This is a genomic window from Streptomyces sp. NPDC048275 (genome assembly GCF_040652275.1).
Lineage (GTDB): Bacteria > Actinomycetota > Actinomycetes > Streptomycetales > Streptomycetaceae > Streptomyces.
Map to the genome: position 1 here is coordinate 24,539 of NZ_JBEZLR010000021.1, position 25,257 is coordinate 49,795.

Annotated in this window: 26 protein-coding genes; 13 read left to right on the plus strand and 13 right to left on the minus strand. The window is 70.0% G+C overall.

The genetic code is table 11. The annotated features are described in order from the left end of the window. The first annotated feature begins 25 nt into the window (after positions 1-25). Both AB0D57_RS15380 and AB0D57_RS15385 read left to right on the plus strand, forming a co-directional pair. Entirely contained in the window at positions 26-442 is a 417-nt protein-coding gene (locus tag AB0D57_RS15380; protein WP_362071875.1) for a DUF4395 domain-containing protein, read from the plus strand. A gap of 187 nt (positions 443-629) precedes the next feature. Beyond that, complete coding sequence (locus AB0D57_RS15385) at positions 630-1,358, plus strand: lysophospholipid acyltransferase family protein (protein WP_362071877.1); 729 nt, start codon at positions 630-632, stop codon at positions 1,356-1,358. 206 nt (positions 1,359-1,564) lie between these two features. Here AB0D57_RS15385 and AB0D57_RS15390 read toward each other — a convergent pair whose 3' ends face one another. The 5 genes from AB0D57_RS15390 to AB0D57_RS15410 form a co-directional block, all read right to left on the minus strand. Continuing rightward, positions 1,565-2,251, minus strand: coding sequence for a phenylalanine--tRNA ligase beta subunit-related protein (locus AB0D57_RS15390; RefSeq protein WP_362071879.1), 687 nt, complete (start codon positions 2,249-2,251; stop codon positions 1,565-1,567). Between the two features lie 8 nt (positions 2,252-2,259). Next, the gene (locus AB0D57_RS15395) at positions 2,260-2,832 is read right to left on the minus strand and encodes a transglutaminase family protein (protein ID WP_362071881.1); all 573 of its coding nucleotides are present in this window, start codon (positions 2,830-2,832) and stop codon (positions 2,260-2,262) included. Positions 2,833-2,916: 84 nt separating this feature from the next. Next, on the minus strand, positions 2,917-3,990 hold the full coding sequence (locus AB0D57_RS15400) for a low specificity L-threonine aldolase (protein WP_362071883.1): 1,074 nt from the start codon (positions 3,988-3,990) through the stop codon (positions 2,917-2,919). Further along, positions 3,987-4,733 (minus strand): SDR family oxidoreductase, encoded by a 747-nt coding sequence (locus AB0D57_RS15405; RefSeq protein ID WP_362071885.1) that lies wholly within the window; start codon positions 4,731-4,733, stop codon positions 3,987-3,989. Before AB0D57_RS15405 ends, AB0D57_RS15400 begins: the two co-directional genes overlap by 4 nt. 38 nt (positions 4,734-4,771) lie before the next feature. Beyond that, on the minus strand, positions 4,772-6,169 hold the full coding sequence (locus tag AB0D57_RS15410) for a DUF6421 family protein (protein ID WP_362071887.1): 1,398 nt from the start codon (positions 6,167-6,169) through the stop codon (positions 4,772-4,774). Between the two features lie 396 nt (positions 6,170-6,565). Here AB0D57_RS15410 and AB0D57_RS15415 point away from each other — a divergent pair, with 396 nt between their 5' ends. Next, the gene (locus AB0D57_RS15415; RefSeq protein WP_362071889.1) at positions 6,566-7,249 is read left to right on the plus strand and encodes a glycerophosphodiester phosphodiesterase family protein; all 684 of its coding nucleotides are present in this window, start codon (positions 6,566-6,568) and stop codon (positions 7,247-7,249) included. 3 nt (positions 7,250-7,252) lie between these two features. Here the strand turns inward: AB0D57_RS15415 and AB0D57_RS15420 are convergent, their stop codons facing one another. Then, entirely contained in the window at positions 7,253-7,792 is a 540-nt protein-coding gene (locus AB0D57_RS15420; RefSeq protein WP_362071891.1) for a GNAT family N-acetyltransferase, read from the minus strand. 72 nt (positions 7,793-7,864) lie between these two features. On the opposite strand from AB0D57_RS15420, the gene AB0D57_RS15425 reads away from it, so the two are divergent. Then, positions 7,865-8,257 (plus strand): VOC family protein, encoded by a 393-nt coding sequence (locus AB0D57_RS15425; RefSeq protein WP_362071893.1) that lies wholly within the window; start codon positions 7,865-7,867, stop codon positions 8,255-8,257. 85 nt (positions 8,258-8,342) lie between these two features. Further along, on the plus strand, positions 8,343-9,107 hold the full coding sequence (locus tag AB0D57_RS15430; RefSeq protein WP_362071895.1) for a VOC family protein: 765 nt from the start codon (positions 8,343-8,345) through the stop codon (positions 9,105-9,107). A gap of 14 nt (positions 9,108-9,121) precedes the next feature. Here AB0D57_RS15430 and AB0D57_RS15435 read toward each other — a convergent pair whose 3' ends face one another. From AB0D57_RS15435 to AB0D57_RS15445, 3 genes are all read right to left on the minus strand, one after another. Further along, the gene (locus AB0D57_RS15435) at positions 9,122-11,689 is read right to left on the minus strand and encodes a cellulosome protein (RefSeq protein WP_362071897.1); all 2,568 of its coding nucleotides are present in this window, start codon (positions 11,687-11,689) and stop codon (positions 9,122-9,124) included. A 145-nt stretch (positions 11,690-11,834) separates the two neighbouring features. After that, complete coding sequence (locus AB0D57_RS15440) at positions 11,835-12,365, minus strand: MarR family transcriptional regulator (protein ID WP_362071899.1); 531 nt, start codon at positions 12,363-12,365, stop codon at positions 11,835-11,837. 218 nt (positions 12,366-12,583) lie between these two features. Next, positions 12,584-14,236, minus strand: a complete 1,653-nt coding sequence (locus AB0D57_RS15445; RefSeq protein WP_362071901.1) for an FUSC family protein — start codon at positions 14,234-14,236, stop codon at positions 12,584-12,586. A 138-nt stretch (positions 14,237-14,374) separates the two neighbouring features. Between AB0D57_RS15445 and AB0D57_RS15450 the strand changes: the two genes are divergently transcribed. The 4 genes from AB0D57_RS15450 to AB0D57_RS15465 all read left to right on the plus strand — a co-directional run bounded on the left by AB0D57_RS15450 (position 14,375) and on the right by AB0D57_RS15465 (position 17,634). Next, a complete protein-coding gene (locus AB0D57_RS15450; RefSeq protein ID WP_362072013.1) occupies positions 14,375-14,962 on the plus strand; it encodes a DUF5134 domain-containing protein in 588 nt (195 codons plus the stop codon). Between the two features lie 98 nt (positions 14,963-15,060). Beyond that, positions 15,061-15,996 (plus strand): M56 family metallopeptidase, encoded by a 936-nt coding sequence (locus AB0D57_RS15455; protein WP_362071903.1) that lies wholly within the window; start codon positions 15,061-15,063, stop codon positions 15,994-15,996. A 222-nt stretch (positions 15,997-16,218) separates the two neighbouring features. Further along, positions 16,219-16,902 (plus strand): phosphatase PAP2 family protein, encoded by a 684-nt coding sequence (locus AB0D57_RS15460; protein ID WP_362071905.1) that lies wholly within the window; start codon positions 16,219-16,221, stop codon positions 16,900-16,902. A gap of 33 nt (positions 16,903-16,935) precedes the next feature. After that, a complete protein-coding gene (locus AB0D57_RS15465) occupies positions 16,936-17,634 on the plus strand; it encodes an HAD-IA family hydrolase (protein ID WP_362071907.1) in 699 nt (232 codons plus the stop codon). Between the two features lie 58 nt (positions 17,635-17,692). Here the strand turns inward: AB0D57_RS15465 and AB0D57_RS15470 are convergent, their stop codons facing one another. Next, positions 17,693-17,938 (minus strand): DUF2630 family protein, encoded by a 246-nt coding sequence (locus AB0D57_RS15470; protein WP_362071909.1) that lies wholly within the window; start codon positions 17,936-17,938, stop codon positions 17,693-17,695. A gap of 202 nt (positions 17,939-18,140) precedes the next feature. Here AB0D57_RS15470 and AB0D57_RS15475 point away from each other — a divergent pair, with 202 nt between their 5' ends. Then, a complete protein-coding gene (locus AB0D57_RS15475) occupies positions 18,141-18,815 on the plus strand; it encodes a helix-turn-helix domain-containing protein (protein WP_362071911.1) in 675 nt (224 codons plus the stop codon). 21 nt (positions 18,816-18,836) lie between these two features. Here the strand turns inward: AB0D57_RS15475 and AB0D57_RS15480 are convergent, their stop codons facing one another. Further along, positions 18,837-20,339: a hypothetical protein gene (locus tag AB0D57_RS15480; protein WP_362071913.1), complete on the minus strand. Its 1,503-nt coding sequence runs from the start codon at positions 20,337-20,339 to the stop codon at positions 18,837-18,839. A gap of 193 nt (positions 20,340-20,532) precedes the next feature. Between AB0D57_RS15480 and AB0D57_RS15485 the strand changes: the two genes are divergently transcribed. Continuing rightward, complete coding sequence (locus AB0D57_RS15485) at positions 20,533-21,183, plus strand: DUF305 domain-containing protein (RefSeq protein ID WP_362071915.1); 651 nt, start codon at positions 20,533-20,535, stop codon at positions 21,181-21,183. 93 nt (positions 21,184-21,276) lie between these two features. Here AB0D57_RS15485 and AB0D57_RS15490 read toward each other — a convergent pair whose 3' ends face one another. Beyond that, positions 21,277-21,741: a DUF6214 family protein gene (locus AB0D57_RS15490; protein WP_362071917.1), complete on the minus strand. Its 465-nt coding sequence runs from the start codon at positions 21,739-21,741 to the stop codon at positions 21,277-21,279. A 226-nt stretch (positions 21,742-21,967) separates the two neighbouring features. On the opposite strand from AB0D57_RS15490, the gene AB0D57_RS15495 reads away from it, so the two are divergent. Next, on the plus strand, positions 21,968-23,329 hold the full coding sequence (locus tag AB0D57_RS15495) for an FAD-dependent oxidoreductase (RefSeq protein WP_362071919.1): 1,362 nt from the start codon (positions 21,968-21,970) through the stop codon (positions 23,327-23,329). A 235-nt stretch (positions 23,330-23,564) separates the two neighbouring features. Beyond that, entirely contained in the window at positions 23,565-24,947 is a 1,383-nt protein-coding gene (locus AB0D57_RS15500; protein ID WP_362071921.1) for a nucleobase:cation symporter-2 family protein, read from the plus strand. Here the strand turns inward: AB0D57_RS15500 and AB0D57_RS15505 are convergent. Continuing rightward, positions 24,873-25,241, minus strand: a complete 369-nt coding sequence (locus tag AB0D57_RS15505) for a helix-turn-helix transcriptional regulator (protein WP_362071923.1) — start codon at positions 25,239-25,241, stop codon at positions 24,873-24,875. The genes AB0D57_RS15500 and AB0D57_RS15505 overlap by 75 nt on opposite strands. Positions 25,242-25,257 lie beyond the last annotated feature (16 nt).

Below are 25,257 nucleotides of genomic sequence, written 5' to 3' on the forward strand. Positions count from 1 at the left end.
GCCACCGGTGCGGAATGCTTGGTTCATGGACATTGACGCAAGAGGACCGCGGTTCGGTGCGGCCGTGACGGCCGTCGTACTGGCGGTCGCGCTGATCACCGGCAGCGCCTGGCTACTGGCCTGGCAGGTGCTGGCGTTCGCGCTGGGCGCGTCGGGAGGCATGCCACGCTCCCCGTACGGCTGGCTGTACAAGAAGGCCGTACGACCCCGGCTGGGGCCGCCCACGGAGTTCGAGGCGCCGCAGCCGCCGCAGTTCGCGCAGGCCATCGGGCTGGTGTTCACGGTCGTGGGGCTGATCGGGTTCACAGCGGGGCCCGAGTGGCTCGGCCTCGCGGCGACCGGTTGTGCGCTGGCGGCAGCCTTTCTCAATGCGGCGTTCGGGTATTGCTTGGGATGCGAGATGTACCTGATCGTGCGTCGGATGGCGGTACGCGCAGAGTAAAGGCAGGTTAAAAGGCCGAGGTGGATCAAGTGGTGGACGTGACGAGGATCTCGCCGTTCTCCGGCACCAGGACTGGCCACCCGTCCGTTCTTGGGGCACGATCTGCGCAATGCCGTAAACCTACGGCTGCGTAACTTTCCCGCCGGGAGCCCCCCTTCCCGAGCAGAGAGAAGGGTCCACCCCGTCCATGGCAGAGCTTGTCTACCGTCCCGTCGTCGGTCTCGCCCAAACGTTGTTCAAGGTGTGGGACCTCAAGATCGACTGCAAGGGGTCGGAGAACATTCCGCGCTCGGGCGGCGCCGTGCTGGTCAGTAACCACATCAGCTATCTGGACTTCATCTTCGACGGTCTGGCCGCGCTGCCGCAGAGGCGCCTGGTGCGCTTCATGGCGAAGGAGTCGGTGTTCCGGCACAAGATCTCCGGCCCGCTGATGCGGAGCATGAAGCACATCCCGGTGGACCGCAAGCAGGGGGAGAACGCGTACCAGCACGCGCTCAACTCGCTGCGTTCCGGTGAGATCGTCGGCGTCTTCCCCGAGGCGACCATCTCGCAGTCCTTCACCCTGAAGAGCTTCAAGTCGGGTGCCGCGCGGCTGGCCCAGGAAGCCGGCGTCCCGCTCATCCCGATGGCGCTGTGGGGCACCCAGCGACTGTGGACCAAGGGCCACGCACGCAACTTCAAGCGCAGCCACACCCCGGTCACGATCCGGGTCGGCGAGCCGATGGAGGCCCCGCAGGACCAGTACGCGGGCGCGATCACCCGGCGGCTGCGCGAGCGCTGTCAGGAGCTCCTGGAGTCCGCGCAGCGCGCCTATCCCGTCCGGCCCAACGGCGCGGACGACACATGGTGGATGCCGGCGCACCTCGGCGGCACGGCGCCGACCCCCGAAGAGGTGCGCGCGGCCGAAGCGCGCTGAGACCGACGGGCAAATGGGGGGGCGGCGTCGCGGGGCTGGGTGCGCACATCTGCGGCGTTGTCGTCAGTCTCCCCCAAGCTCTCGGCTTCGCTCGAGCGGGGAGGGACCCCCATCGCTCCGCGTTGCCTCCCTCCTCCGCCTTGCAGCTGCACGCACCCAGCCCCGCTCCTTCGCCCACCCCCCCATGTGCCGGTCGGTCTGAACCGTCACGCCGGGGCGTGGACTGTGATCCGCGCCCCGGGGCTGAACTTCTCGAGCAGTTCGGCGAGTTCGGCACCGGCCTGTTCCACTGCCGGCGTCGGTGCCAGGCTCTCCAGCAGGAAGATCGCGGACGTCGAGTCCTCCGTGAGCCGGGTGCGCGGGCCCTGGCGCCAGTTCCAGCGCCGGCAGGTCACGCCCACCTCGTCGCACCACACCACCTCGCCTGCATCCGGGTGCTCGACGACCTCCGCGCCGCCCGCGACGGTCACGAAGTCCTCCTCGCCGGTGGCGCGCACAAGTCGCATCCCGCCCCGGACGTGCTCGATGTCCTCGCCGCCGACCGGGATCAGATGGGCGACGCTGATCGCGTTGTAGACATCGACGAGCACGTTGATCCGGGGCAGTCCGGCGCCGGAGAGGGCCCGCTTGGCGAGCGCCTCCGCGGAGTTGCGCGTCCGCGACGGCTTCGAGCCGAACGCCGTGTACACCTCCCGCCAGGCCGCCATGTGCGGGTCCTCGTGCGGAGCGCGACCGTCCAGTCGTACGGCCAGACGGCGGGCCGCGTCGTCGAGCAGCGCCGAGGTTCCCTCGGTGCTGGGCCCGTTGAGAAGTCCGTGGGCCTCGACGGCGACGTGGCGGAAAGCGGGCGCGAGGGCGCGCACCTCGTCGGACACGGTGAGCGTGGGAGTCATGGCCTGCCTCAGAGTGCGGTGGGGAGCGTCTTCCAGAGGTGCGGTCGGTCGGGGGCGGCCTTGAGGACGCTCAGTACGACCGGGTGAGGTTCAGCATACAAGACTGGATAGTCCAACTCATTGAACTCCGGGTCGGGCGCGAAGGCCAGCCGCTCGCCGTCGAGGGAGAACTGGGCGTCCACGCCCGGCTTGTTGCCGCGGGGATCCTGCCGATGCCACGCGCCGTTGAACCGTACGGCGACCAGCCCGTGCACCACGTCGAACTTCTGATAGCAGAACGCCGTCGGAATGTCCTCGACCCGCAGCAGTGCGGCCAGGGCATGGGCCTTGGCGTAGCAGATGCCGGTGCGCCGCTCCAGGACGTCGGAGGCGCGCCAGGTGACGCGCAGATCACTGGAGTCCTGCGAATGCGGGATGGCGTCACGCACGAATTCGAATGCCGCCCGCGCATAGGCATACGAGTCGTCGGCCCCCTTGGCGAGGCGCGCGGCCGTCTCCCGTACGAGTGGATGATGATGGTCGACGGCCTCGTCGGCAGCCAAGTAAGCGGACAGATCGGTGGTGTTCTGGATCAGCTCCATAGCCGCAGAGCATAGGAATACGATCACCCGAGAGTCAATGACTTTTCAGGTGACCGCATATCTATGCACGATCGCTTCTTACGGCTACTGGTGGGCCATCTCCTCCTTGAGCGCCGCCACGAACCCGTCGACGTCGTCCTCGGTCGTGTCGAAAGCGCACATCCAGCGGACGTCGCCCGCCGCCTCGTCCCAGAAGTAGAAGCGGTAGCGCTTCTGCAGCCGCTCGCTCACGTCGTGCGGAAGGCGCGCGAAGACCGCGTTGGCCTCTACCGGGTGGAGGATCTCCACCCCGTGCACCGCGCGCACGCCCTCGGCGAGCCGCTGGGCCATCTCGTTGGCGTGGCGGGCGTTGCGCAGCCACAGATCCTTGGCGAGCAGCGCCTCCAACTGCACGGAGACGAAGCGCATCTTGGAGGCGAGCTGCATCGACAGCTTGCGCAGATGCTTCATATGGCTGACGGCGTCCTGGTTGAGGACGACGACGGCCTCGCCGAACAACGCGCCGTTCTTCGTCCCGCCCAGGCTCAGGATGTCCACGCCCACCGCGTTGGTGAACGTCCGCATCGGGACGTTCAGGGAGGCGGCCGCGTTGGATATGCGGGACCCGTCCAGGTGCACCTTCATGCCGCGCGCGTGGGCATGATCACAGATGGCGCGGATCTCGTCGGGCGTGTAGACGGTGCCGAGTTCGGTGTTCTGGGTGATCGAGACGACCTGCGGCATCGCACGGTGCTCGTCGTCCCAGCCGTACGCCTGCCGATCGATCAGCTCGGGGGTGAGCTTGCCGTCGGGTGTGGGCACGGTGAGCAGCTTGAGGCCGCCCATGCGCTCGGGGGCGCCGCCCTCGTCGACGTTGATGTGCGCGCTCTCCGCGCAGATCACCGCGCCCCAGCGGTCGGTGACCGCCTGGAGCGCGACGACGTTCGCGCCGGTGCCGTTGAAGACCGGGAAGGCCTCGGCCGAGGCACCGAAGTGGCTGCGGATGATCCGCTGGAGGTTCTCGGTGTAGACGTCCTCGCCGTACGCGATCTGGTGCCCGCCGTTGGCCAGGGCCAAGGCGGCGAGCACCTCCGGGTGGGCCCCGGCGTAGTTGTCGCTGGCGAAGCCGCGGACGTCCGGGTCGTGGTGCCGGCGGGCGTCGGTCTTCGGAGGGTTCACGGCTGCTCGGTGAGCCACAGGCGGTTTCCGTTCACTTCTGCGGCGGACTTCGCCCAGACGCCGACGATCTCCTCGGCCAGGTTCTTGACGTCCGTGAAGCCCGCGAACTTCGCGTTCGGGCGCTCGGCGCGCATCGCGTCGTGCACCAGTGCCTTGACCACCAGGATGGCAGCCGCGGAGGTCGGGCCCTGCTCGCCCCCCGCTTTGCGGAAGAAGTCGGCCATCGAAAGCGTCCAGGCCTCGGCGGCGGCCTTGGCGGCGGCGTAGGCGGCGTTGCCCGCGGTGGGCTTGCTCGCGCCCGCGGCGCTGATCAGGATGTACCGGCCGCGGTCGCTGCGCTGCAACGCCTCGTGGAAGGCGAGGGTGGTGTGTTGCACCGTGCGAATGAGCAGCAACTCCAGGAAGTCCCAGTCGTCGAGGCTCGTCCTGGTGAAGGTCTCACTGCCGCGCCAGCCGCCGACGAGGTGGACGAGGCCGTCGACGCGGCCGAAGTCCTTCTCGATACGGATGGCCCAGTCACGGGTCGAATCCAGGTCGAGCAGGTCGACCGTGTCGCCGACGACGGCGGCGCCGCCGTGCCCGTAGCTGGCCGCGTCCACGGCCTCGGCGAGCCGCTCGGGGTCGTTGTCCGAGCCGATGACGGTCGCCCCCGCCTCGGCGAGCCGGACAAGCGTCGCCCGGCCGGCGGGTCCGCCCGCGCCGGCCACCGCGATCACCGCTCCACTGAGAGCCCCGTTCCCCATGATCCTCGCCTCCTGAGCAGTGTTCTGTTCGCGGTCGCTCACGCGGCGACCCGCTCGGCGCTCGCCGCGCGAATCCCCTTGGTGGAGGCGATCACGTTCTTGAGCTTCTTGGAAAGCGCCTCATAGAACATGCTCAACGGAAACTCGTCCGGAAGCACGTCGTCCACGAGCTTGCGCGGGGTCTGGGTCAGATCCAGGGCGTCCGGGCCCTTGGCCCAGCGGGAGCCCGGGTGCGGGGCGAGGTACGTGGAGACCAGCTCGTACGCCTTGAACCAGTGGACCAGCTTGGGGCGGTCGATGCCGGCCCGGTAGAGGTCCTCGATCTCGGCGCACAGCTGGTTGGTGACCTGCGGGGCGCGCTGCCAGTCGATGTGCAGCTTGTTGTCGGTCCAGCGGACGACGTCGTGCTGGTGCAGGTAGGCGAAGAGCAGCTGGCCGCCGAGACCGTCGTAGTTGCGCACCCGGTCGCCGGTGACGGGGAAGCGGAACATCCGGTCGAAGAGCACCGCGTACTGCACGTCACGGCCCTGCGGGAAGCCGTCGCCCGCCAGCTTCACGGCCTCCTTGAAGGCGGTGAGGTCGCAGCGCAGCTCCTCCAGGCCGTACATCCAGAACGGCTGACGCTGCTTGATCATGAACGGGTCGAAGGGCAGGTCGCCATGGCTGTGCGTGCGGTCGTGGACCATGTCCCAGAGCACGAAGGCCTGCTCGCACCGCTCCTGGTCGTGGACCATCGCGGCGATGTCCTCGGGCAGCTCCAGGCCGAGAATGTCCACGGCGGCGTCGGTGACGGCACGGAAGCGGGCGGCCTCGCGGTCGCAGAAGATGCCGCCCCAGCTGAAGCGCTCGGGCGCCTCGCGGACCGCGATGGTCTCGGGGAAGAGAACGGCCGAGTTGGTGTCGTAGCCCGCGGTGAAGTCCTCGAAGGTGATACCGCAGAACAGCGGGTTGTCGTAGCGGGTGCGCTCCAGCTCGGCCAGCCACTCCGGCCAGACCATGCGCAGCACGACGGCCTCGAGATTGCGGTCCGGGTTGCCGTTCTGGGTGTACATCGGGAAGACGACCAGGTGCTGCAGGCCGTCCTCACGGTGCGCGGCGGGCTGGAAGGCCAGCAGCGAGTCAAGGAAGTCGGGCACCTGGAAGCCCGCGTCGGCCCAACGGCGCAGGTCCTTCACCAGCGCCTCGTGGTAGCCGGCGTCGTGCGGCAGCAGGGGCGCCAGTTGCTCTATCGCGTCGATGGCGCGGCGTACCGCCAGATCGGCGTCGGAGGCGTCCGGGGCGCCCTCGGCCTCGAAGTCGATCGACCCGTCCTTGGACTGCCAGGGCCGAATCTCCTCCACGGCATCCTTGAGCACGGGCCAAGCCGGGTGCTCCACCACCCTGACCACGGGAGGAACCTGCCCCTCCGCACCCACCCGCACAAGAATTTCCGTCATGCCCCATCCTCCACTGAAGAACCTCGCGTATAGACACCGTATGTATACGAGGTTCCTTCCCGCAAGAGGAATATCGATAGATTATCCTGCACCACCCCCGCCTTCACCGCTCTTTTTCCTGTGTGACACCGTGCAGGCGACTACTTCCGCTACATGGGGCGGGTACTCCCGCTCCATGCGGCGGGCCTTGGTCAACCGCCGGGAGACTCGCCCACCCCCGGGTGACGCGCCCCGGCGACACGGCACGGTTCCGCCCGTGCGGGGCACACCCATTGCCCGCCGTACGAGCGGGTACATCGCGGGGCCGGGCGATTAGGCTGCGGCCTTGCCGCGTGGATGCCCCGTCGGAATCTCCACGCGCGAGCCGAGCCGCCGTCGACGGAAGCGAGTCGAACCTTGAACTTCCTCACCATCGGTCATCGCGGAGTGATGGGTGTGGAACCCGAGAACACCCTGCGTTCCTTCGTCGCCGCCCAGCACGCGGGCCTCGACCTGATCGAACTCGATCTGCATCTGAGCAAGGACGGCGCGCTCGTCGTCATGCACGACGCGGACGTGGACCGTACGACCGACGGTTCGGGGCCGATCGCCGAGCAGACACTCGCCGAGCTGCGCACCCTGGACGCGGGGCGCGGTGAGCGCGTGCCCGTCTTCGAGGAGGTCCTGGACGCCGTCCGGGCTCCGCTCCAGGCCGAGATCAAGGACCTGGCGGCGGCGCGGGCACTGGCCGAGGTGTTGCACCGGCGCGATGTGGTGGGGCGGGTCGAGGTGTCGTCGTTCCACGACGAGGCGATCGCCGAGATCAGCCGGCTCGTACCGGGCGTCCGCACCGCGCTCATCGCGAGCCGGTACGGCGTCGATGTCGTGGACCGCGCCCTGGAAGTGGGCGCCGCGACCGTCTGCCTCAACCTCCGCAGGCTGACCCTGGAGGTCGTCGAGTACGCCCGCAAGGCCGACCTCAGGATCATCGGCTGGGTGGTGAACACCCAGGACCAGCTGCGGCTGGTGCGCGCCCTGGGGCTGGACGGCGCGACCACCGACTACCCCGAGATCAAACGCACCGGCCGCTTCACGGCGTAACGATTATGCGAGCGGCTTGACCAGCAGCTCGAACTGCAGGTCGTCGCGCTGCGGAATGCCGAAGCGCTCGTCGCCGTACGGGAAGGGCGTCATCCTTCCCGTACGGCTGTAGCCGCGCCGCTCGTACCAGGCGATGAGGTCGTCGCGTACGGAGATCACGGTCATGTGCATCTCCGCGGCGCCCCAGGTCTCCCGGGCGTGCCGCTCCGCCTCGGCGATGATCACCTTGCCGAGGCCACCGCCCTGGAGTGCCGGGCTGACCGCGAACATACCGAAGTAGGCGTGGTCGCCCCGGTGTTCGAGCTGGCAGCAGGCGACGACGCTGCCGTCCCGCTCGACGGTCAGCAGTCGGCTCTCGGCGGACTTGATGACGGCGAGCACGCCCTCGGTGTCGGTCCGCTGCCCGTCGAGGATGTCCGCTTCCGTGGTCCAGCCGGTCCGGCTGGAGTCCCCGCGGTACGCCGACTCGATCAGCGTCACGAGGGCGTCCACATCGGCGTCGGTGGCATCACGGAAGGTGAGTCCGGTGGCGGCGGTGTCCATGGAGCGATTCTCCGAATCTCTGGCGCGGCTCGGGCACCGATGAGCGTAACGCCCCCGCTAGGCTCCGGGTGCATGGTGCATGTACTGAGCAGCCGAACCCTCCTGCGCCCCACCGACCCGGAGCGCACCCGTGCCTTCTACGGCGAACAGCTGGGCCTGGCCGTCCACCGCGAGTTCGGCACGGGCCCCGAGCGCGGCACCGTCTACTTCCTGGGCGGCGGCTTCCTGGAGGTCTCGGGCCGCTCCGACACCCCGCCCTCGCCCGCGCTCAAGCTGTGGCTCCAGGTGGCCGACGCGAACGCCGCGTTCGAGGAGCTGTCGGCCGCCGGGGTCGAGGTACAGCGTCCTCCGCTGAAGGAGCCGTGGGGGCTGATCGAGATGTGGATCACGGACCCGGACGGTGTCGACATCGTGCTCGTGGAGATCCCGGCGGATCATCCGCTGCGCTACCGCCCCGGGATCTGACGACATCGCGGGCACCCGCTTCGGATGGCCGGGGCCGGGGCACGGGCATAGCGTGCTGGAGGGGGTTCCCGGTGGAAGGAGCGTCATGAAGCTCGACAAGCCGGTGCCCGGCGGACCCTGCTGGACCGAGCTGGGGACCAGTGACCTGGAGGCGGCCAAGGGCTTCTACGCCGACCTGTTCGGCTGGCGCCCGGAGACGGACCCTGACAAGGAGGCGGGCGGCTACACGGTCGCGTACCTCGGCGACGCGGCGGTCGCGGCGATCTCCCCGCTGTATCAGGAGTCGCAGCCCGTCGCCTGGAACGTGTCCTTCGCCGTGGCCGACGCGGACGCCACCGTGGACGCCCTGCAGGACGCGGGCGGCACGGTCGTCCTCGGGCCGATGGATGTGTTCGACCTCGGCCGGTTCGCGGTGGTGTTCGACCCGACCGGTGCGGCCTTTCAGTTGTGGCAGGCCCGCAGTTTCCCCGGCGCGGCGCTCTTCAACGCGCCGGGCGCTCTCGGCTGGGTGGAGCTGATGACGCGCGCCCCGGACCGGGCCACCGAGTTCTACACGACGGTCTTCGGCTGGAGCCTGAGCGCCTCGGAGGACTATCCGCAGTGGGGCATCGCCGGAGCCGACTTCGGCGGCATGGTGACGATGGGCGAACACTTCCCGCACGAGGTGCCGGCGCACTGGCTGCCCTACTTCGCCGTCGAGGACGTGGATGACACGGCGGCCGCCACCGTCGGGGCGGGCGGCAGCATGCTCATGGAGCCCACATCCGTGCCGGAGGGGCCCCGGATCGCCGTGCTGCGGGACCCGCAGGGGGCGCTGTTCGGGATCTATCTGGCGGGCGATGAGCGTTAGGGCCTGTCCGGCCGTCAGCCCAGCGGTGTCACCGCCACCTGGTCGATGACCGGAGCGTACGCGGAACGCTGCCGGTACCGGTTGGAGGTGTCGCCGTCGAAGTCGGGCAGTTCCTCGGCAGTGAAGGTGAGGGTGTTGGTGCCTTCCTTCAGGGTGACGGGGACGGTGAGCTGCCAGAAGTTGTTGAAGTGGAAGGTGGTGGGGAAGAGCACCCGGCGTGGCGGCCCCGCGTTGACGACGATGTCCGCGTGGCGGCAGACCGGGTCGGGGTTGTAGTGGGTGGCGGGGGGCTGCTCGCCGTTGGAGTAGCGGATGGTCAGGGCGTGGCGCCCGCCCCGTGCGGCCGTGACGGTCAGCGCGAGGGCGTTCTCCCGGCCCTTGCCGATCCCCTCTACGGCCTTCCCGCCGGTGGCGAACGGGTACGCGCCGGTCACCTTCGCCCCGCCCGTCAAGGTCCCCTCTTCGGCGGCGTACACGGTGGTCATGAGGTGTCCGCCTCCCGGTCCCACCCGCAGCCGGTCGACGACGAGGCGGGCCGAAGTGGCCAGCACCGTGACCTTGTTGATGCCACCGGCCAGGAAGAGCGGTGCGGGATCGCGGCCAAGGGAGCCCAGATCCTCTCCGTTGACCATCAGCTCGCCTTCTCCAGCGCCCAGTTGATCGACGGTGACGGTCGCCTCGCCGTCGGTGGCCGCGTACACCCAGAACGTGGCCGTGCCGCCACGGGGCAGCACGGCGGCGCCCGGACCGGAGGCTCCGCGGTACTCATAGGTGACGTGCGCTCCGGCGTCGAGATCCGCGTACTCGGCCTCGTACAGCGCGGGCGCGGTGACGTGCTCGTCCCGTAGCGCGAGGTCGATCCTGTCGATGATCGCGTCGCCCCGGGTGACGCCGAGGTCGGGGTCCCGCGCCGACAGCGTGATGGTGTGCGCGCCCGCCGTCAGCCGCACCTGGGTGTCGGTGTGCCCCCAGACCACCGACTTGTAGCCGAGCGGCAGCCGCAGTTCCTGCGGGACCTCGCCGTCGACGCGCAGAAAGACATTGGTGGGGCCCTGTTCCTGCACCAGGTCGTGGAGGTTGTGGGAGTTGGCGTAGACACTCAGGTCGTACGTCCCGTCCTGCGGGACCTCGACAGCGAAGGCGAGGACGCCGTCGGAACCGGTGCGCAGACCGCCGATGTGGTAGGTGCCCGAGGTCGCGAACCTGTCGACGTCGGAGGGTGACCCCTCGGGCCCGTTCCTGGAGTAACCGGCGCCCGTGTACGTCGCGTTCTCGGCCTCGTACGTCCGCCGCCAGCCCACCGACGGGGGTACGAGGACCGCGCCGATGCCGCCCGGCGAAAGGACGATCTCGTACGCGGACATCTCGTTGAGACCGGTCCGCGACAGGGTCACCCTGCCTTCCTTGACCGGCAGTTCGAGGTCCTGGAGTCTCAACGGTTGTGCGGACGAGCCGACCTGGCCGGTCCAGGGGATCTCGTGCAACCGGGCGTGCACCGTGCTGCCGAAGATCTCGGCCGCAACGCCCTCGAAGACGAGGTCCGCGTCGCCGCTCCCGCCGCCGAACAGCACCCGCGCCTGCCTCTTGTCCCGGTCGAGCGTGGCGATGCCCTGCAGGGTGTACTGGACGTTGGGGTGGGGCGCGGTCACCCGGACCGTGTGGCCCGTCATCCGGCCGTAGGCGTGGAACAGCCACCACTGGCCGTTGCCCTTGTTCGCCTCGACCGCCGAGTCGTTGAGGTTGCCGTCGATGTTCCAGTACGCCATGTCGGCGTCGATCTTCGACTCCTCGATGGCGGAGATCCACTGGATCATCTGCCCGGGCACCGACAAGTGGTAGTTGTGCGCGTACTCGTTGATGTTGATGGGAAGCGGGTCGATCCCCAAGTCCTGTTCCATACGGCGGTACTTGGCGACGTTGGTGCGGATCGCGGCGGGCGTCGACAGCTCGTGCCAGGTGATCACGTCCGGCAGCACGTCGTGCGCCTTGGCGAACTCGAGGAAGCCTCGCACCTCGTCGTACAGGATGCTGGTGTTGGGGCCCGCGATACGCGCGTCCGGGTCCAGGCCCTTGATCAGGCGGTGGATGTCCTTCCACGCGGCGAAGTAGTGCCGCGGGTCGGTACGCCAGGAGATTCCGTCGTAGCTCCACTCCCCCGTGCCGAACATGTTCCCTTCGGGCTCGTTGAACGGCACGTACACGACATGGGACTTGTACGGGCCCATCGTCAGCACCTGCCCGACCTGCTTCGCCACCCTGGCCCTGAAGTCAGCGAGCCGTTCCTCACCCGTGGCGCCGGGCCACTGGTAGGGGAAGCCCCGGTAGATGTCGGTCATGTAGAGGTAGACGTCCTCGCCACCACAGTCCACGAAGGACGGCAGGATGTCGAGGGCGTCGGCACCCGGGTGCTGTGTCCCGTCCTGGGCCTTGGTGGACACCGTGCGGACGTACATGCCCTCGACCACGTTGCGGCTGGGCACTCCATCGCCGTACAGGCCGTAGAGCGTGCCGCTCGCCCCTCCGTGGAAGGCGCCCGTGTCGGCACCGAGGTCGATGGTCAGCGTCTCTGTGTGTGCAGCCACTCCGCGCGCCTCCCGGTGAACCCCAGTCGTTCGATATTTCGCACGACAGCCGGACCGTCGAACCGGCTGCTCGAACGTAGAAGTGGCGCACTTCTCCTGTCAACGGGCGGGTGGCCGCGAAATCCCCGACGCGCCCGGCGGCGGCTCAGCCGCGGGGCACCCCGAGACGACCTTCCAGCTGACCGAGCAACTCACCCAACAATGCCGAGAGTTCACGCTGCCGGGCGAGGTCGATGCCGGACAGGGCCATCGCCTCGTACGCGAGCTGCCGGGGCAGGAGGCCGTCGACGAGGTCGCGCCCCGCGTCGGTCAGCCGGACGTGCGCCACCCGGCGGTCGCGGGTGTCACCACGGCGCTCCACCAGGCCGCGCTCGGCCAGTTGCTTGAGGCGCTTGGTGACGGCGGCCCCGGAGGAGAACGTCTCCCGGGCGATCTCGCTGGGGGTCAGCTCGTGGCCGGTGCGCCGCAGGGTCCCGAGGACGTCGAACTCCGGCCGGGTGAGCCCGGCCCGGCGCAGCGGGGCGTCCTCGGCCTGCTGGAGGAGTGCGGCCGAGCGGTTGATCCGGCCGATGATCTCCATCGGGCCGGTGTCGAGGTCGGGGTGCACGGCCTGCCACTGCCGCACCACGGCGGCCATCATGTCCATGGGTGCGATCGGTCCGGCCGTGGTGTCCATCGGTGGCGTCGGTCCGGCCGCGCCGTCCGCCCGCGCGGCAGTGGCATCCGCCGCTGCCGCCGAAACGGCCGCAGCCTCCGATACCGCCGCAGACTCCGATCTCGCCGCAGACTCCGATACCGCGGCAGACTCCGGCGTCGCCGGAGACTCCGATGTCGCCGGAGTCCTGCCCCGACCGACCGCGGCGCCCTCGCTCGCCGCACGCCCGTTCGCTTCCGTCATGCCTGTGCGCCCTCCAAGGAGTGCAGTCCCTGCCGTCGTACCGTCGCCGCGAGCGTACGGTGTCCGGCCTGCTCGGCCCGCATCACCCGTTCCTCCGGCAGGGCGCGCTGCCACCATTCGCCGGCCGCGGCGTCGGCGGTGGCGCGCAGTTCGACGACGGCGGCGGCCAGCCCGCGGCGGGCGGACTCCAGGTCGCCGGCCTCGGGACGCTCTTCGGCCAGGATCGTGACGGCGTGGTCCCGGGCTCGCTCCGTCGCCCGCAGGGCGTGCTCGATACGGTCACCGGCCCGCCGGTTGGTGACGGCGATCGCCGCGACGAAACCGACCAGCGCGCCCACGAGGGTGTCCACGACGCGGTCGGTCATCAGCTCGCCGGGCTGCTGGGAGCGGGCGAACTCGGTGATGAGCAGGGCCATGGGGGTCACGCAGATGCTGCCGAGCCAGTAGTTGCGGCCGATCAGTGCCTCGGCGCCGAAGTTGAAGGCGAGACAGAACAGGACGAGGGCCACCTGGCTCAGGTGAGCGAGCGGGGCGATCGCCGCGAAGACGAGGACGCCGACGAGATTGCCGACGACGCGCTGTACTCCCCGGCTCCAGGTCAGGGTGACGTTGGCCTGGTAGAGCGAGGCGGCGGTGACGAGCGCCCAGTAGGGGCGGCCGACGCCGAGCGCGAGCGAGACGTAGCCGGCCAGGGCGCAGCCGAGCGCGGTGCGCAGGACGATGGGGCCCAGCGGGCCGAGGCGTTCGAGCAACGTCCGTTGGCCGACGGCGAGTTCGGCCTCCACGCCGAGGAGTTCATCGGCGGCGTCCCCGAGGTCGTCGGGATACGGCACCGGCCCGGTGCCGCGCAGTGCGCGTGCCCAGTCACGCAGCCGCTCGGCGTCCGTGTCGGCGGGCGCGGCGAGTGCGACCTCCGCCCGCACGACGAGCCGTTCGAGGGCGCGCCGGGGCGCGGAGCGGGCGCCGGTCGACAGCAGCGACTGCCAGGCACCGTGGACGGCCGCGGCCGCGGCGGCGCGGGTCCGGGCGGCCGCGTCACCGCTGCCCAGCGTCTCGGCGTACGCGGCCGCGGCGTTCAGGGCGTGGGCCGTCGCGCGGCGCTCCGGGCCGTGCGGACGGACGAGCCCGGGTGCCATGCCGACGATCCAGGCCCAGGCGCCCGCGGCGGCGCCCAGCGCGAGATGGCCGGGGACCTGGCTGAGGGTCTGTGGTGCGAACAGCGAGGCGGAGCTGATGAAGGCGAGGACGACATGGCCGGGCGGCCCGATGCGCGTGACGTCGCACACCGCCTTCTGTACGGCGGCCAGCAGCGCGCCGACCGTGACCAGCACGACGGCGTTCGTCGTGAGCGACGCGGCGATCAGCGCGACGGCGAGGCCGCCGAGCATGCCGAGCACCACCCAGGCCAGTGCGCGGGCCCGGGCGGCGTACGGACGGTTGTGGGCGTAGAGCGCGCAGAGCGACCCGGCCATGGTGTACATCGCCAGGTCCAGCCGGCCGAGCGCCAGGAGCGTGAGATTCGGTGGGGCGATCGAGGCGACCGAGCTCAGCGCGGGCTTGAACCAGATGTCGGAGGGCCGCCCGAGGCGCAGCGCACCGGCCAGCGGGAGGCGACGTACACGGGGGGACGGGGAGGGCGCACTACTCATACGTTTAATGTTAGCAGGTATTTTACTCGTGAAACATACCCCCTCCCGCATGCACCCCTCGGGACGCGGGCATGCTTCGACCGAATGTCCGCCATCACCGGCTGCCCTATGTCCGACTCCGTCGAGCGGAGGTACGCGGTGCACGGACCGGTCTCGCCCGGCTGGCTGCTCGTCGTGCTGTGCGCGGCGACCGGGGCCTACTGCCTGCTGCGGATGCGCAGCGCCGTCGAGGAGCAGCGCCGCAGCGCGGGCGGCGAGGCGCTCATGGGATTCGGCATGGCGGCGATGGCCGTGCCCGCGGCGGTGGCCACGCCGCCACGCTGGGCCTGGATCGCGTATGCCGCGGTGTTCGGCGCGGCCGCGATACGCGAGCTGTGGGCGGCCCGCAGAAGCCCGCACCATCTGCACCACCTGGTCGGGGCCTTCGCGATGGTCTACATGGCGAGCGTGATGGCGACCGCTCCGGGGCAGCACGGGCACGTCGGTTCCGGGGTCCCGCCGGTGACCGGAATCTTCCTGCTCTACTTCGCCGGGTATGTACTGCGGTCCGGGGCCCGGCTGCTCCCGGTCGCGGCGATGGCCGGGGGCACCCGAACCTCGGCAGGTGACACCCGGACCTCGGTCGGCGGCACCCGCACCCTCGGTTGGGGGGATCGTCCCGAGCTGTCGCGGGCGTGCCGACTGTCCATGGCGATCGCGATGCTGGCCATGCTGGTCACGCTCTGAAACCCGCCCCCCGTCCCGACTGTACGAAACCGTGGCGTACGTCACTTTGCTGTTGCGTCCCGTATCCTCCGGCGACGCTCCGCTCATAGGGTTCACTCATGATGGTCCCCGCGGCACTGTTGCTGCTCGGCGCCCTGGCCGCCGTGGTCGCTCCACGACTGCTCGCCCGGGCGGACTGGCCGGACCGTGAGCCGGTGGTCGCCCTGTGGGCGTGGCAGTGCGTGGTGGCGGCCGTTCTGCTGTGCTGTGCGCTGTCGATGACGCTCAGCGCGGCCGCCGCCTGGGTGGCGGTGCGTGGCCATGTGTTCGCTCCCGCGCCGCACTCGGTCGTGGATGCCTACGCGCTGAGCACGGGCAGCCCCTGGGCCGCGACCACCGCCGTGGCGCTCGCCTGCGGCGCCGCCTGGACCGCGGCCATGCTGGTCCGCGAGGTGCTGAGAGCCCGGGCGCGGCATCGCCGCAGCCGTGCCGAACTCCTCGTACGCGCACCGCTGTTGCCCGGTGAGGAGCCGGGCAGCGACCGGCTGGTCGTGCTGGAGGGGGAGCGTCCGGACGCCTGGTGGCTGCCCGGCGCGGCGCCTCGGCTCGTCATCACCACGGCCGCGTTGCGTCGGCTCGAGGGTCGCCGGCTGGACGCCGTGCTCGCCCACGAGCAGGGGCACGCGCGGGCCCGGCACGACTGGCTGCTGCACTGTTCGGCCGCGCTGGCCGTCGGCTTTCCGCAGGTGCCCGTGTTCGCCGCGTTCCGCGACGAGATGCATCGCCTGGTCGAACTGGCCGCCGACGACATGGCGTCCCGCCGCTTCGGCCGCCTCACCTTCGCCCTCGCGCTGGTGGAACTGAACGAGGACCGGGGCGTCTTCGGGCCCGGCCCGACACCGGCGGCCCAGGTCCGGGAGCGGGTGCACCGGCTGCTGACCCCGCCGGAGCGGCTCACGGCGGCGCGGCGGCTGCGGCTGACGGCGGCCGCCACGCTGGTGCCGGCGATCCCGCTGCTGGTGGCGTTGGTGCCGGGCTTAAGTGCGCTCGGCTAGGAGTGTCGTTTGGATCACCCCGGGGTACGCGGCGTCTGGCACGCACTTCGCCGTGTAGTCGCATCAACCGAGTACGCCCGGTACGCGGGTCATGCTCCACCTTGCGATGCACCGGCATCATGCGCCGCTGCCTGATCCGAGGTGATCCGAACGGCACCCCCTCGCCCGGCACCGGTGGGCTCAGGTTCGCCTCCGGCCCCGTCCGTCGGCGAGGATCACCGTATGCACTCCCCGCCCGTCGACTCGCCGCCCCGCCCACCGGCCCCACGGACCGCGGCTCTCACCGCGGCCGCCCTCGCCGTGCCCTCCGTACTGCTTCTGCTGCTGGTCGCGTTCTCCTGGCGTCCGCTGCTCGCCCTCGACGGCGACATCGCACGCACCACCCACCGCTGGGCGGTCGATCAGCCCGGCCTCACCCAGGTGTTCCGCGTGCTGACGGACTGGGTGTGGGACCCCTGGACGATGCGCGCGGTGTGCGCGGTCACGGTGGTCTGGCTGGTGTGGCGGCACTCGGCCTGGGTGCTTGCCCTGTGGCTGGCGGCCACCTGTGCGCTGGGCACCGTGGTGCAGCAGGGCCTGAAGGCGGCGATCGGCCGCGAGCGGCCCGTCTGGCCCGACCCCGTGGACTCGGCCCACTACGCGGCCTTCCCCTCGGGCCACGCCATGACGGCGACGGTGGTGTGCGGGCTGTTGCTGTGGCTGCTGCATCTGTACGGCGCCGGACGCGCCCTGCCGCGTACGGCTCTGCTGCTGGCCGCGGTCTCCGTCGTGGGTGTCGGACTGACCCGGGTCTGGCTGGGCGTCCACTGGCCCTCCGACGTCCTGGGCGGCTGGTTGCTCGGTGTGCTGATGGTGGCGCTGGCGGTGGCCTCGTACGAGCGGTGGTTCGGCTCGGGGCGTGCTTGACCGACGGGGGCCGCGCCCCGAAGGATCTCTCTCATGACGATCAAAGCCGTTCTCTTCGACTTCTCAGGAACCCTCTTCCGTGCCGAAGCAACCGAGTCCTGGCTGCGCGCCGTGCTCCGCGAGGCCGACATCGCCCTGCCGGAAGCGGAGTTGATCGAGGCGGCGGACGCCCTGGATGCCGTGGGCGCGATGCCCGGCGGGGGCATCGCGCCCCGCATTCCCGAGGGCATGGAGAACTTGGTGCGCACGCGTGACAGGAGTGCCGAGTTGCACCGGGCCGCCTACACCGCGATCTCCCGCCAGGTGCCACTGCCCGATCCCCGGCTGCACGACGCGCTGTACGACCGGCATATGGTCCCGGACGCCTGGGACCCCTATCCCGATGCCGACGACGTGCTCGGCGCGCTGCGCGAGCGTGGGGTTGCCGTCGGTGTGGTCAGCAACATCGGCTGGGACCTGCGGCCCGTCTTCCGTGAGCACGGCCTCGATCCGTATGTGGGCACGTACGTCCTGTCGTACGAGCACGGCGTTCAGAAGCCGGATACGAGGCTGTTCGCAACCGCCTGCGACGCGCTCGGCGTCGCACCTGAGGACGCGCTGATGGTCGGGGACGACCGCCGCGCGGACGGTGGGGCGGCGGCTCTGGGCTGCGCGGTGCACTTCGTGGACCATCTGCCGGTGACGCGTCGGCCGGACGGGCTGCGGCCGGTGCTGGACCTGGTCGTCGACTGACTCGCGAGCCCTGAGCGGGCCCGGAGCCGGTTCGGGTTCGAGTCCGGGGCGGGCTCCGTCAGCTCTGATAGCCCTCGACCTGCGAAGACGGCCGGACGCGCGCGTCGCCCGGATTCTCCCCGTACTCAGCCTTGGCGCGCTGCTGGCGCAGCAGGTCCCAGCACTGGGCGAGCTCGCGCTCCAGCTGTCCGAGCCGTTGCTGTTCCGTGGATTTGTCGATCTGCCCGGACGCGAGGGCCTCGCGCAGGCGCCGCTCGTCGTCCACCATTGCCGTGATCCTGGCCAGGATCTGCTCCTGATCCATGTCCACCCGCCTCCTCGGCCTCCAACCCACTTTAGGGAGGCCCCGGCGGCTCTGCGACTCGCTCGGGGCGGCCCGCGTCTGCCTCGGATGTTCCCCCGCGCCACCCGAGGCAGACGGCAGGCCGGAGAGGGGCCCGTGAAGGGCCCGGCCCCGACGCGCTGAGTATAGTTGGCTGATAGCCAGTCAACGCAGGAGTTACAGCATGTCCCCGCGCAGCCCGTCGGTCAATGAAGAGTTGCGGCGGCGTTCCCGGGAGCGGCTGCTGCAGGCCGCGGTGGAGCTGGTGAGCGAGCGCGGCTTCGAGGCGACGACACTCGGGGACATTGCGGATCGTGCCGGATCGGCGCGCGGACTGGTGTCTTACTACTTCCCCGGCAAACGCCAGCTCGTGCAGTCCGCCGTGCACCGGCTGATGTACCGCACTCTGAAGGAGGGGCTGGAGCGCGAGCCGCGTACCGAGGACGGCCGGGAGCGGATGGCGCGGGCCATCGACGCGATTCTGGGCCTGGCCCGGGATCGGCCCGTGCTGATGCGTCAGCACATGGCCGGAATCCTGCAGGTCGAGGGGTTCCTGCAGTGCCCGGAGCAGCAGCGGCTGGCGCAGCTCCTGCGGGAGACCGTCACCCGGCACGGCTCGCCGGACGCCGCGACGGACTATCCGATGCTGCGCGCGCTGCTGATGGGCTCGGTGTACGCGGCCCTGGTGCCGGGGGTGCCGATGGCGATCCCGACGATGCGGGCCGAGTTGTTCCAGCGGTACGGGCTGGACTGGGACATGGGTGTTCCGCCGGACACCAGGGTGCCCGGCGGAACGTGCGAGACGGATCTGTCCCGCTTCTTCGCGACCGACCAGCGGCCGGACGATCAGTCGAACTAGTCCGTCAGTCGAACCAGTCCGTCAGTCGAAGTAGTCCGGCTGGGTCTGGACGTTGAGCTCGCGCAGGTGGACCCGCTTCGCGGGGTCGGTGCGCCGGTCGCTGAGCTTCAGTACGTCGAAGCCCTTCACCATGTCGTTCGAGTAGATGTAGCCGTTGTAGTAGTACGCCGACCACGAGCCGCCGCCGCGGAGCGTGTCGGCGCTGAGCGGGCCGCGCTCGAAGTAGGCGATCTCCTTCGGGTTGGCGGAGTCGGTGAAGTCCCAGACGGAGAGGCCACCCTGGTACCAGGCCTGGACCATGATGTCCTTGCCCTTGACCGGGATCACCGAGCCGTTGTGGGCCACGCAGTTCTCGGTGTCGGCCTGGTAGCGGGGGATCTTGTAGTAGCTCTTGAAGACGAGCTTGCGGTGGTCGCCCTTGCCGACAATGTCGTAGATGCCGTCGGCACCGCGGTTCGGGCCGATGACCGCGTTGCAGGTGGCCGCGCCTCCGCCGCCCAACTCATCGGTGAACACGACCTTGTTGGCCTTCTGGTTGAAGGTCGCGGAGTGCCAGAACGCGAAGTTCACGTTGTCCTGGACCTGGTCGATGACCTTCGGTTGCTCCGGGTCCTTGATGGAGAACAGGATGCCGTCGCCCATGCAGGCACCGGCGGCCAGGTCCTTCGACGGCAGGACCGTGATGTCGTGGCAGCCGGTGGTCTTGGAGACACCCGGGTTGGTGGGCGAGCCCGGGTTGCCGCCGCCGTCCGGCCCCTCACCGGGGAAGAGCACGGGGAAACTCACCACGGCCGCCTTCTCGGGGGCGCTGCGCGGCACCTTGATGACCGTGATGCCGTCGTGCGGCGGCTGGCAGTCGGGGAAGGTGGCGCTCGGCGAGTACGAGGAGACGTACACGTAGACGTTCTTGCGCTCGGGCACCAGCGTGTGGGTGTGCGAGCCGCAGGCGGTCTCGACGGCGGCGACGTACTTCGGGTTCGCCTTGTCGCTGATGTCGAAGACCTTCATACCCTCCCACGAGGACTTCTCGGTCGCGGGCTGCGTGGTGCTGTTGCAGGAGTTGTCGCTGCGCGAGGAGTCGGTGGACAGGAAGAGCAGGTTGCCGGAGACGGAGATGTCGTTCTGCGAGCCCGGGCAGAGCACCTGCGCGACGGTCTTGGGCGCCTTCGGGTTGCTGATGTCGAAGATGCGGAAGCCGTCGTAGTTTCCGGCGAAGGCGTACTTGCCCTGGAAGGCGAGGTCCGAATTGGTGCCGGGCAGGGCGTCCTTGGGGATGTTGGCGAGGTGTTCTATGTTGTCGGAGTGGACGATCTCGTCCACTCCGGGTATCTCGCCGCTCGCCAGCGCGGCCTTCGTCTCGGCGGCGTCGCTCTGGGAGATCTTCTCCTGCGCGGCGGGGCTGTCCCCGGGGTCGGGTGTCGCGGCCGCCGGGCCGGCCGTGAGCAGCGCGGCCAGGAGTCCGGCCGCCGCGGCGGCAACTCCCATACGTCTGCGCCGCGTTCGGGGATCTTTCGACAGGGTCACTGCGTCCTCCCTTGTAGCCGTTCGCAGTTGAACGGATCACGGACCCCCGCAGTATCGTCCGACCCATGCTTTGATCAACAGGTGGCAACGCACTCGTAATGAAAGTTTTTGATCAGTAACGTTCGTGAGCACGCCGGAGCGGTCATGAACACCCGTGAGATTTCAGTCAGTTCGTGTGCCCCAGGAGGTCGATGTGCTTTCCCGCCGTACGTCCCGTGCGCCCCTGGTCGCGGCATCGCTGGCGGTCGCCGTACTCACGCTCGCGGGCTGCGACTCGGACGACCCGGCCAAGTCCGCCAAAGCGAGTGGGCCTTCGGTGATCGCGCCCGGCAAGCCCGGCGAAGCGGCCGAGACGCTCTCCGCCGAGGACGCCGTCCGGCAACGCGCCGAGGACGACTCCCCCAACTCGGCCGACTTCGCGTACGCGCGGATGATGATCGAGCATCACACGCAGGCGCTGAAGATGACCGAACTTGCCCCGGAACAGGCCAAGTCGGGCCCGGTGAAGCAGCTCGCCGCCCGGATCACGGCCGCGCAGGCTCCGGAGATCACCACGATGGAGGGCTGGCTCAAGACGCACGACGGCGAGAAGCACCCCACGACGCACCAACACAAGACGATGCCCGGCATGGCGACCGAGGCTCAGCTGCGGACGTTGCGCGCGGCGCGGGGCAAGGCGTTCGACGAACTCTTCCTGAAGCTGATGATCACGCATCACGACGGAGCGATCTCAATGGCCACGGATGTGAAGGCCCAGGGCAACAACCTCCAGATCGAGGAGATGGCCGACGACGTGATCGCCCAGCAGACGAGCGAGATCAACAGGATGCGCGGGATGGCGTGACGACCGTCCCGATGAGCGTGACGAACCGTTCGGATGAGCGTGACAAACCGTTCCGCTGAGCGTGACGAACCCGTCCGGTGGGCATGACGAGGCCTATCGGCGGGCGTGACGAGGTGCCAGGAAGCCTGCGTCGCGCGCGCCGGCGATCAGCCTGAGCGACCTGCGGCGGCTGTGCCCGGTCGCGCACATCACCGCGAGCACCGGGTCGAAGCCCTCGTCACGGGCCGCGAGGTACTTCTCGGCGACGAGTCGGCGTCCTTCGACACCACGCGGCCACGCGGGCCTGGCCCGGCTCGAGGGCCCTTCCGCCGGCTCGCACCACGGCGTGGTCCGCAGGCCGCACGTCTCGAAGAGCGGTTCCTGGATCCAGTCGGCGAGCAGCGCGAGATCGTCGAGGGAGAGCGGCGGCTGGGCCCGGACGTCCTCGATCGACACGCCCGCCTCGGACGCGACCGCGAGGAGGTCGACCCGAGCGCCGTCGGTGAAGGCCAGCCGGACGTGGAACCACGACGTGGCGCTCCCGCCCTCCCGCACCACCCACGCGGGCCACACCGACACCGCACCGTCCGGACGGCAGCGACCGGAAAGATGAAGAAAGGATGCTTCCAGCACAGACGGACCGTAACCACATCATCACTTTCCACACGTACGGACACGCACGAACATGTACGGACACGCACGGATGTGCCGCGCGCCGAACCCTGTCAGCGGAGCACCGGTGGTGCGATCCTGGAGCCATCAGCGACCTCCTCGGGCTGTTCGGGTTTCGGGTAAGGAGTTCCGCGTGCTGCATGTCGCCGTCGTCGGCTCGGGGCCCAGCGGGGTCTACACCGCCCAGAGCCTCGTGCAGAGCGGGCTGCCCGGGATCAGGGTGGACGTCCTCGATCGACTGCCGTGCCCGTACGGCCTGGTGCGCTACGGCGTGGCGCCCGACCACGAGAAGATCAAATCCCTGCAGAACAATCTGCGGGCGGTCCTGGAGGACGAACGGGTGCGGTTCCTGGGCGGCGTCCAGGTCGGCCCCGGCGGGCTGTCCCCGGCGCGACTGCGGGAGCTCTACCACGCGGTCGTCTACTGCGTGGGCGCCGCCACCGACCGCCGTCTCGGGGTGCCGGGCGAGGAGCTGCGCGGCAGCTGGTCGGCGACCGAGTTCGTGTCCTGGTACAGCGCGCACCCGGATTCCGCCGCCGACGGATTCGTGCTCGGCGCACGCTCGGCCGTGGTCATCGGCGTCGGGAACGTCGCCGTCGACGTGACCCGGATGCTGGCCCGCGGCTCGGCCGAGCTGAGCCCCACCGACATCCCGCAGGCGGCGCTCACCGCGCTGGCCTCGAGCAAGGTCACGGACATCAGCATGGTGGGGCGGCGCGGTCCGTCGCAGGCCCGCTTCACCACCAAGGAGCTGCGCGAGCTCGGCGCTCTGCCGGACACCGAAGTCGTGGTGGACCCCGAGGAGTTGGCGCTCGATCCGGAGTACGTCGACCCGTCGGCCCTGCCCGCCGCGCAGCGCCGCAATGTGGAGGTGCTGCGGGGGTGGGCGGCGACGCCGACGCCGCGGGACCGGGCCCGCCGGATCCGGCTGCGTTTCTTCCTGCGCCCCGTGGAACTGCTGGCCGACGGCGGTGGCGGTGAGCGCGTGGGCGCGGTGCGCTTCGAGCGTACGGCTCCGGACGGGCGCGGCGGGGTGACGGGAACGGGGCGGTACGAGGACATCGAGGCGCAGTTGGTGCTGCGCTCGGTCGGTTATCGCGGAGTGCCGCTCGAGGGGCTGCCGTTCGACCCGGAGCACGGCACGGTGCCGCATCTCGCGGGCCGTGTGCTGCGGGACGGGGCGATCGCGCCGGGGGAGTATGTGGCGGGCTGGATCAAGCGCGGTCCGACAGGCGTCATCGGCACCAACCGGCCGTGCGCCAAGGAGACGGTGACCTCGCTGCTCGAGGACGCCCGCGAGCTCGTACGACGGGAAGTGCCCGAGGATCCGCTCGCGGCGCTTCGGGCCGCCGGGTCGGCGCCGGTCGAGTGGGCCGGATGGCAGGCGATCGAGCGCGCGGAGGCGGAGCTCGGGGCCTCGCTCGGGCGGAGTGTGGTCAAGCTGCCCGACTGGACGTCGCTGGTGGCGGCGGCGCAAACAGCGAGGACTTCTTAGCGGCGTCCGGTGGGCGACGTCGGGTGGGCGACGTCGGGTGGGCGACGTCGGGTGGGCGACGTCGCGTTCGCGAGGTTGTGTTCGCGAGGTTGTGTTCGCGTCTGCGGGTGCGGCATAAGTCGATGGGCATGACACATATCGGCAACAGGCCGGAAATCAACAAACTGTTCAAGCCCCTTACGGTCTCGTCCTGTTGAACCACCCCCCGCCCCCGCCCGCCGCCCCTGGAGCGTCCATGGCAACCGCCGCACCCGTGCATCCCGTCGACGAGGTCCCACCCGTACGCCAACTGGCCGCCTTCGGGCTGCAGCACGTGCTCGCGATGTACGCGGGCGCGGTGGCCGTTCCGCTGATCGTGGGCGGGGCGATGAAGCTGTCGCCCGCCGATCTGGCGTATCTGATCACCGCGGACCTCCTGGTCTGCGGTATCGCGACGCTCATCCAGTGCGTGGGATTCTGGCGCTTTGGTGTACGACTGCCGATCATGCAGGGCTGCACCTTCGCCGCGGTCTCGCCCATGGTGCTCATCGGGACGACCGGCGGCGGACTGCCCGCGATCTACGGGTCGGTGATCGTCGCGGGCCTCGCGATCGTGTTGCTGGCGCCGGTATTCGGCAGGCTGCTGCGCTTCTTCCCGCCGCTGGTCACGGGCACCGTCATCCTGATCATCGGAGTGTCGCTGCTGCCGGTGGCGGGCAACTGGGCGGCCGGCGGCGCGGGCGCGGAGGACTTCGGCGAGCCGAAGAACCTGGCGCTCGCGGGCTTCGTCCTCGCCGTGGTGCTGGGCGTGCAGCGGTTCGCCCCGGCCTTCCTGAGCCGGATCGCGGTGCTGATCGGCATCGCGGTGGGCCTCGCGGTCGCGGTGCCGTTCGGGTTCACGGACTTCGGCGGGGTCGGGGACTCCGACTGGGTGGGCATCAGCACGCCGTTCCACTTCGGGGCGCCCACCTTCCATGCCTCGGCGATCATCTCGATGCTGGTCGTGGCGCTGGTGACGATGACCGAGACCACGGGTGACCTCATCGCGGTCGGCGAGATGACCGACCGGAAGATCGAGCCGCGCACGCTCTCCGACGGCCTGCGGGCCGACGGCCTCTCGACCGTCCTCGGCGGGGTGTTCAACACCTTCCCCTACACGGCGTACGCGCAGAACGTGGGCCTCGTCGGCATGACCCGCGTCCGCAGCCGCTGGGTCGTCGCCGCCGCGGGCGGCATCCTCGTCCTGCTCGGCCTGCTGCCCAAGCTGGGCGCGGTGGTCGCGGCGATACCGGCGCCGGTGCTGGGCGGCGCGGGCCTGGTGATGTTCGGAACGGTCGCCGCGAGCGGGCTGCGGACGCTGGCCCAGGTGGACTTCGAGGACAACCACAACCTGACCGTCGTGGCCGTTTCGGTGGCCGTGGGCATACTGCCGGTCGGGGTGCCGACGGTGTACGAGAAGTTCCCGGACTGGTTCCAGACAGTGATGAACAGCGGGATCAGCGCGGGGTGCCTGACGGCGATCGTATTGAACCTGCTCTTCAACCACCTGCCGGGGAAGGCGGGTTCAGCCGAGGCGGTCGGCCTGTCGGCCGGCGGCGGCGAGCACGCTGTCGAGAAGCCCCGGGAAGACGTGGTCTAGGTCGCCCTTGCGCAGGGCGTTCATCTTGGCCGTGCCCCGGTAGACCTGCCGGATCACCCCGCTCTCGCGGAGCACCCGGAAGTGGTGCGTGGTGGTGGATTTGGTGACCGGCAGGTCGAAGCGCGAACAGGTCAGCTCGTCGCCGTCGGCGGCGAGCTCTCGCACGATCCGCAGCCGCACCGGGTCGGACAACGCGTGCAGCACACTCTCCAGACGGATCTCCGCGCGCGGGGGGTGCGGAAGAACACGGCTGCCGCCTGCGGGGGCTGCGGTCGTCACGGCGGCTCCAACCATCGAGTCGTTACGAGCT

Coding starts and splice junctions, on each gene's coding strand:
- AB0D57_RS15380 (WP_362071875.1), top strand. CDS start 26: ATGGACATTGACGCAAGAGGACCGCGGTTCGGTGCGGCCGTGACGGCC.
- AB0D57_RS15385 (WP_362071877.1), top strand. CDS start 630: ATGGCAGAGCTTGTCTACCGTCCCGTCGTCGGTCTCGCCCAAACGTTG.
- AB0D57_RS15390 (WP_362071879.1), bottom strand. CDS start 2,251: ATGACTCCCACGCTCACCGTGTCCGACGAGGTGCGCGCCCTCGCGCCC.
- AB0D57_RS15395 (WP_362071881.1), bottom strand. CDS start 2,832: ATGGAGCTGATCCAGAACACCACCGATCTGTCCGCTTACTTGGCTGCC.
- AB0D57_RS15405 (WP_362071885.1), bottom strand. CDS start 4,733: ATGGGGAACGGGGCTCTCAGTGGAGCGGTGATCGCGGTGGCCGGCGCG.
- AB0D57_RS15410 (WP_362071887.1), bottom strand. CDS start 6,169: ATGACGGAAATTCTTGTGCGGGTGGGTGCGGAGGGGCAGGTTCCTCCC.
- AB0D57_RS15420 (WP_362071891.1), bottom strand. CDS start 7,792: ATGGACACCGCCGCCACCGGACTCACCTTCCGTGATGCCACCGACGCC.
- AB0D57_RS15425 (WP_362071893.1), top strand. CDS start 7,865: ATGGTGCATGTACTGAGCAGCCGAACCCTCCTGCGCCCCACCGACCCG.
- AB0D57_RS15430 (WP_362071895.1), top strand. CDS start 8,343: ATGAAGCTCGACAAGCCGGTGCCCGGCGGACCCTGCTGGACCGAGCTG.
- AB0D57_RS15440 (WP_362071899.1), bottom strand. CDS start 12,365: ATGGACACCACGGCCGGACCGATCGCACCCATGGACATGATGGCCGCC.
- AB0D57_RS15445 (WP_362071901.1), bottom strand. CDS start 14,236: ATGAGTAGTGCGCCCTCCCCGTCCCCCCGTGTACGTCGCCTCCCGCTG.
- AB0D57_RS15455 (WP_362071903.1), top strand. CDS start 15,061: ATGATGGTCCCCGCGGCACTGTTGCTGCTCGGCGCCCTGGCCGCCGTG.
- AB0D57_RS15460 (WP_362071905.1), top strand. CDS start 16,219: ATGCACTCCCCGCCCGTCGACTCGCCGCCCCGCCCACCGGCCCCACGG.
- AB0D57_RS15465 (WP_362071907.1), top strand. CDS start 16,936: ATGACGATCAAAGCCGTTCTCTTCGACTTCTCAGGAACCCTCTTCCGT.
- AB0D57_RS15470 (WP_362071909.1), bottom strand. CDS start 17,938: ATGGATCAGGAGCAGATCCTGGCCAGGATCACGGCAATGGTGGACGAC.
- AB0D57_RS15475 (WP_362071911.1), top strand. CDS start 18,141: ATGTCCCCGCGCAGCCCGTCGGTCAATGAAGAGTTGCGGCGGCGTTCC.
- AB0D57_RS15500 (WP_362071921.1), top strand. CDS start 23,565: ATGGCAACCGCCGCACCCGTGCATCCCGTCGACGAGGTCCCACCCGTA.
- AB0D57_RS15505 (WP_362071923.1), bottom strand. CDS start 25,241: ATGGTTGGAGCCGCCGTGACGACCGCAGCCCCCGCAGGCGGCAGCCGT.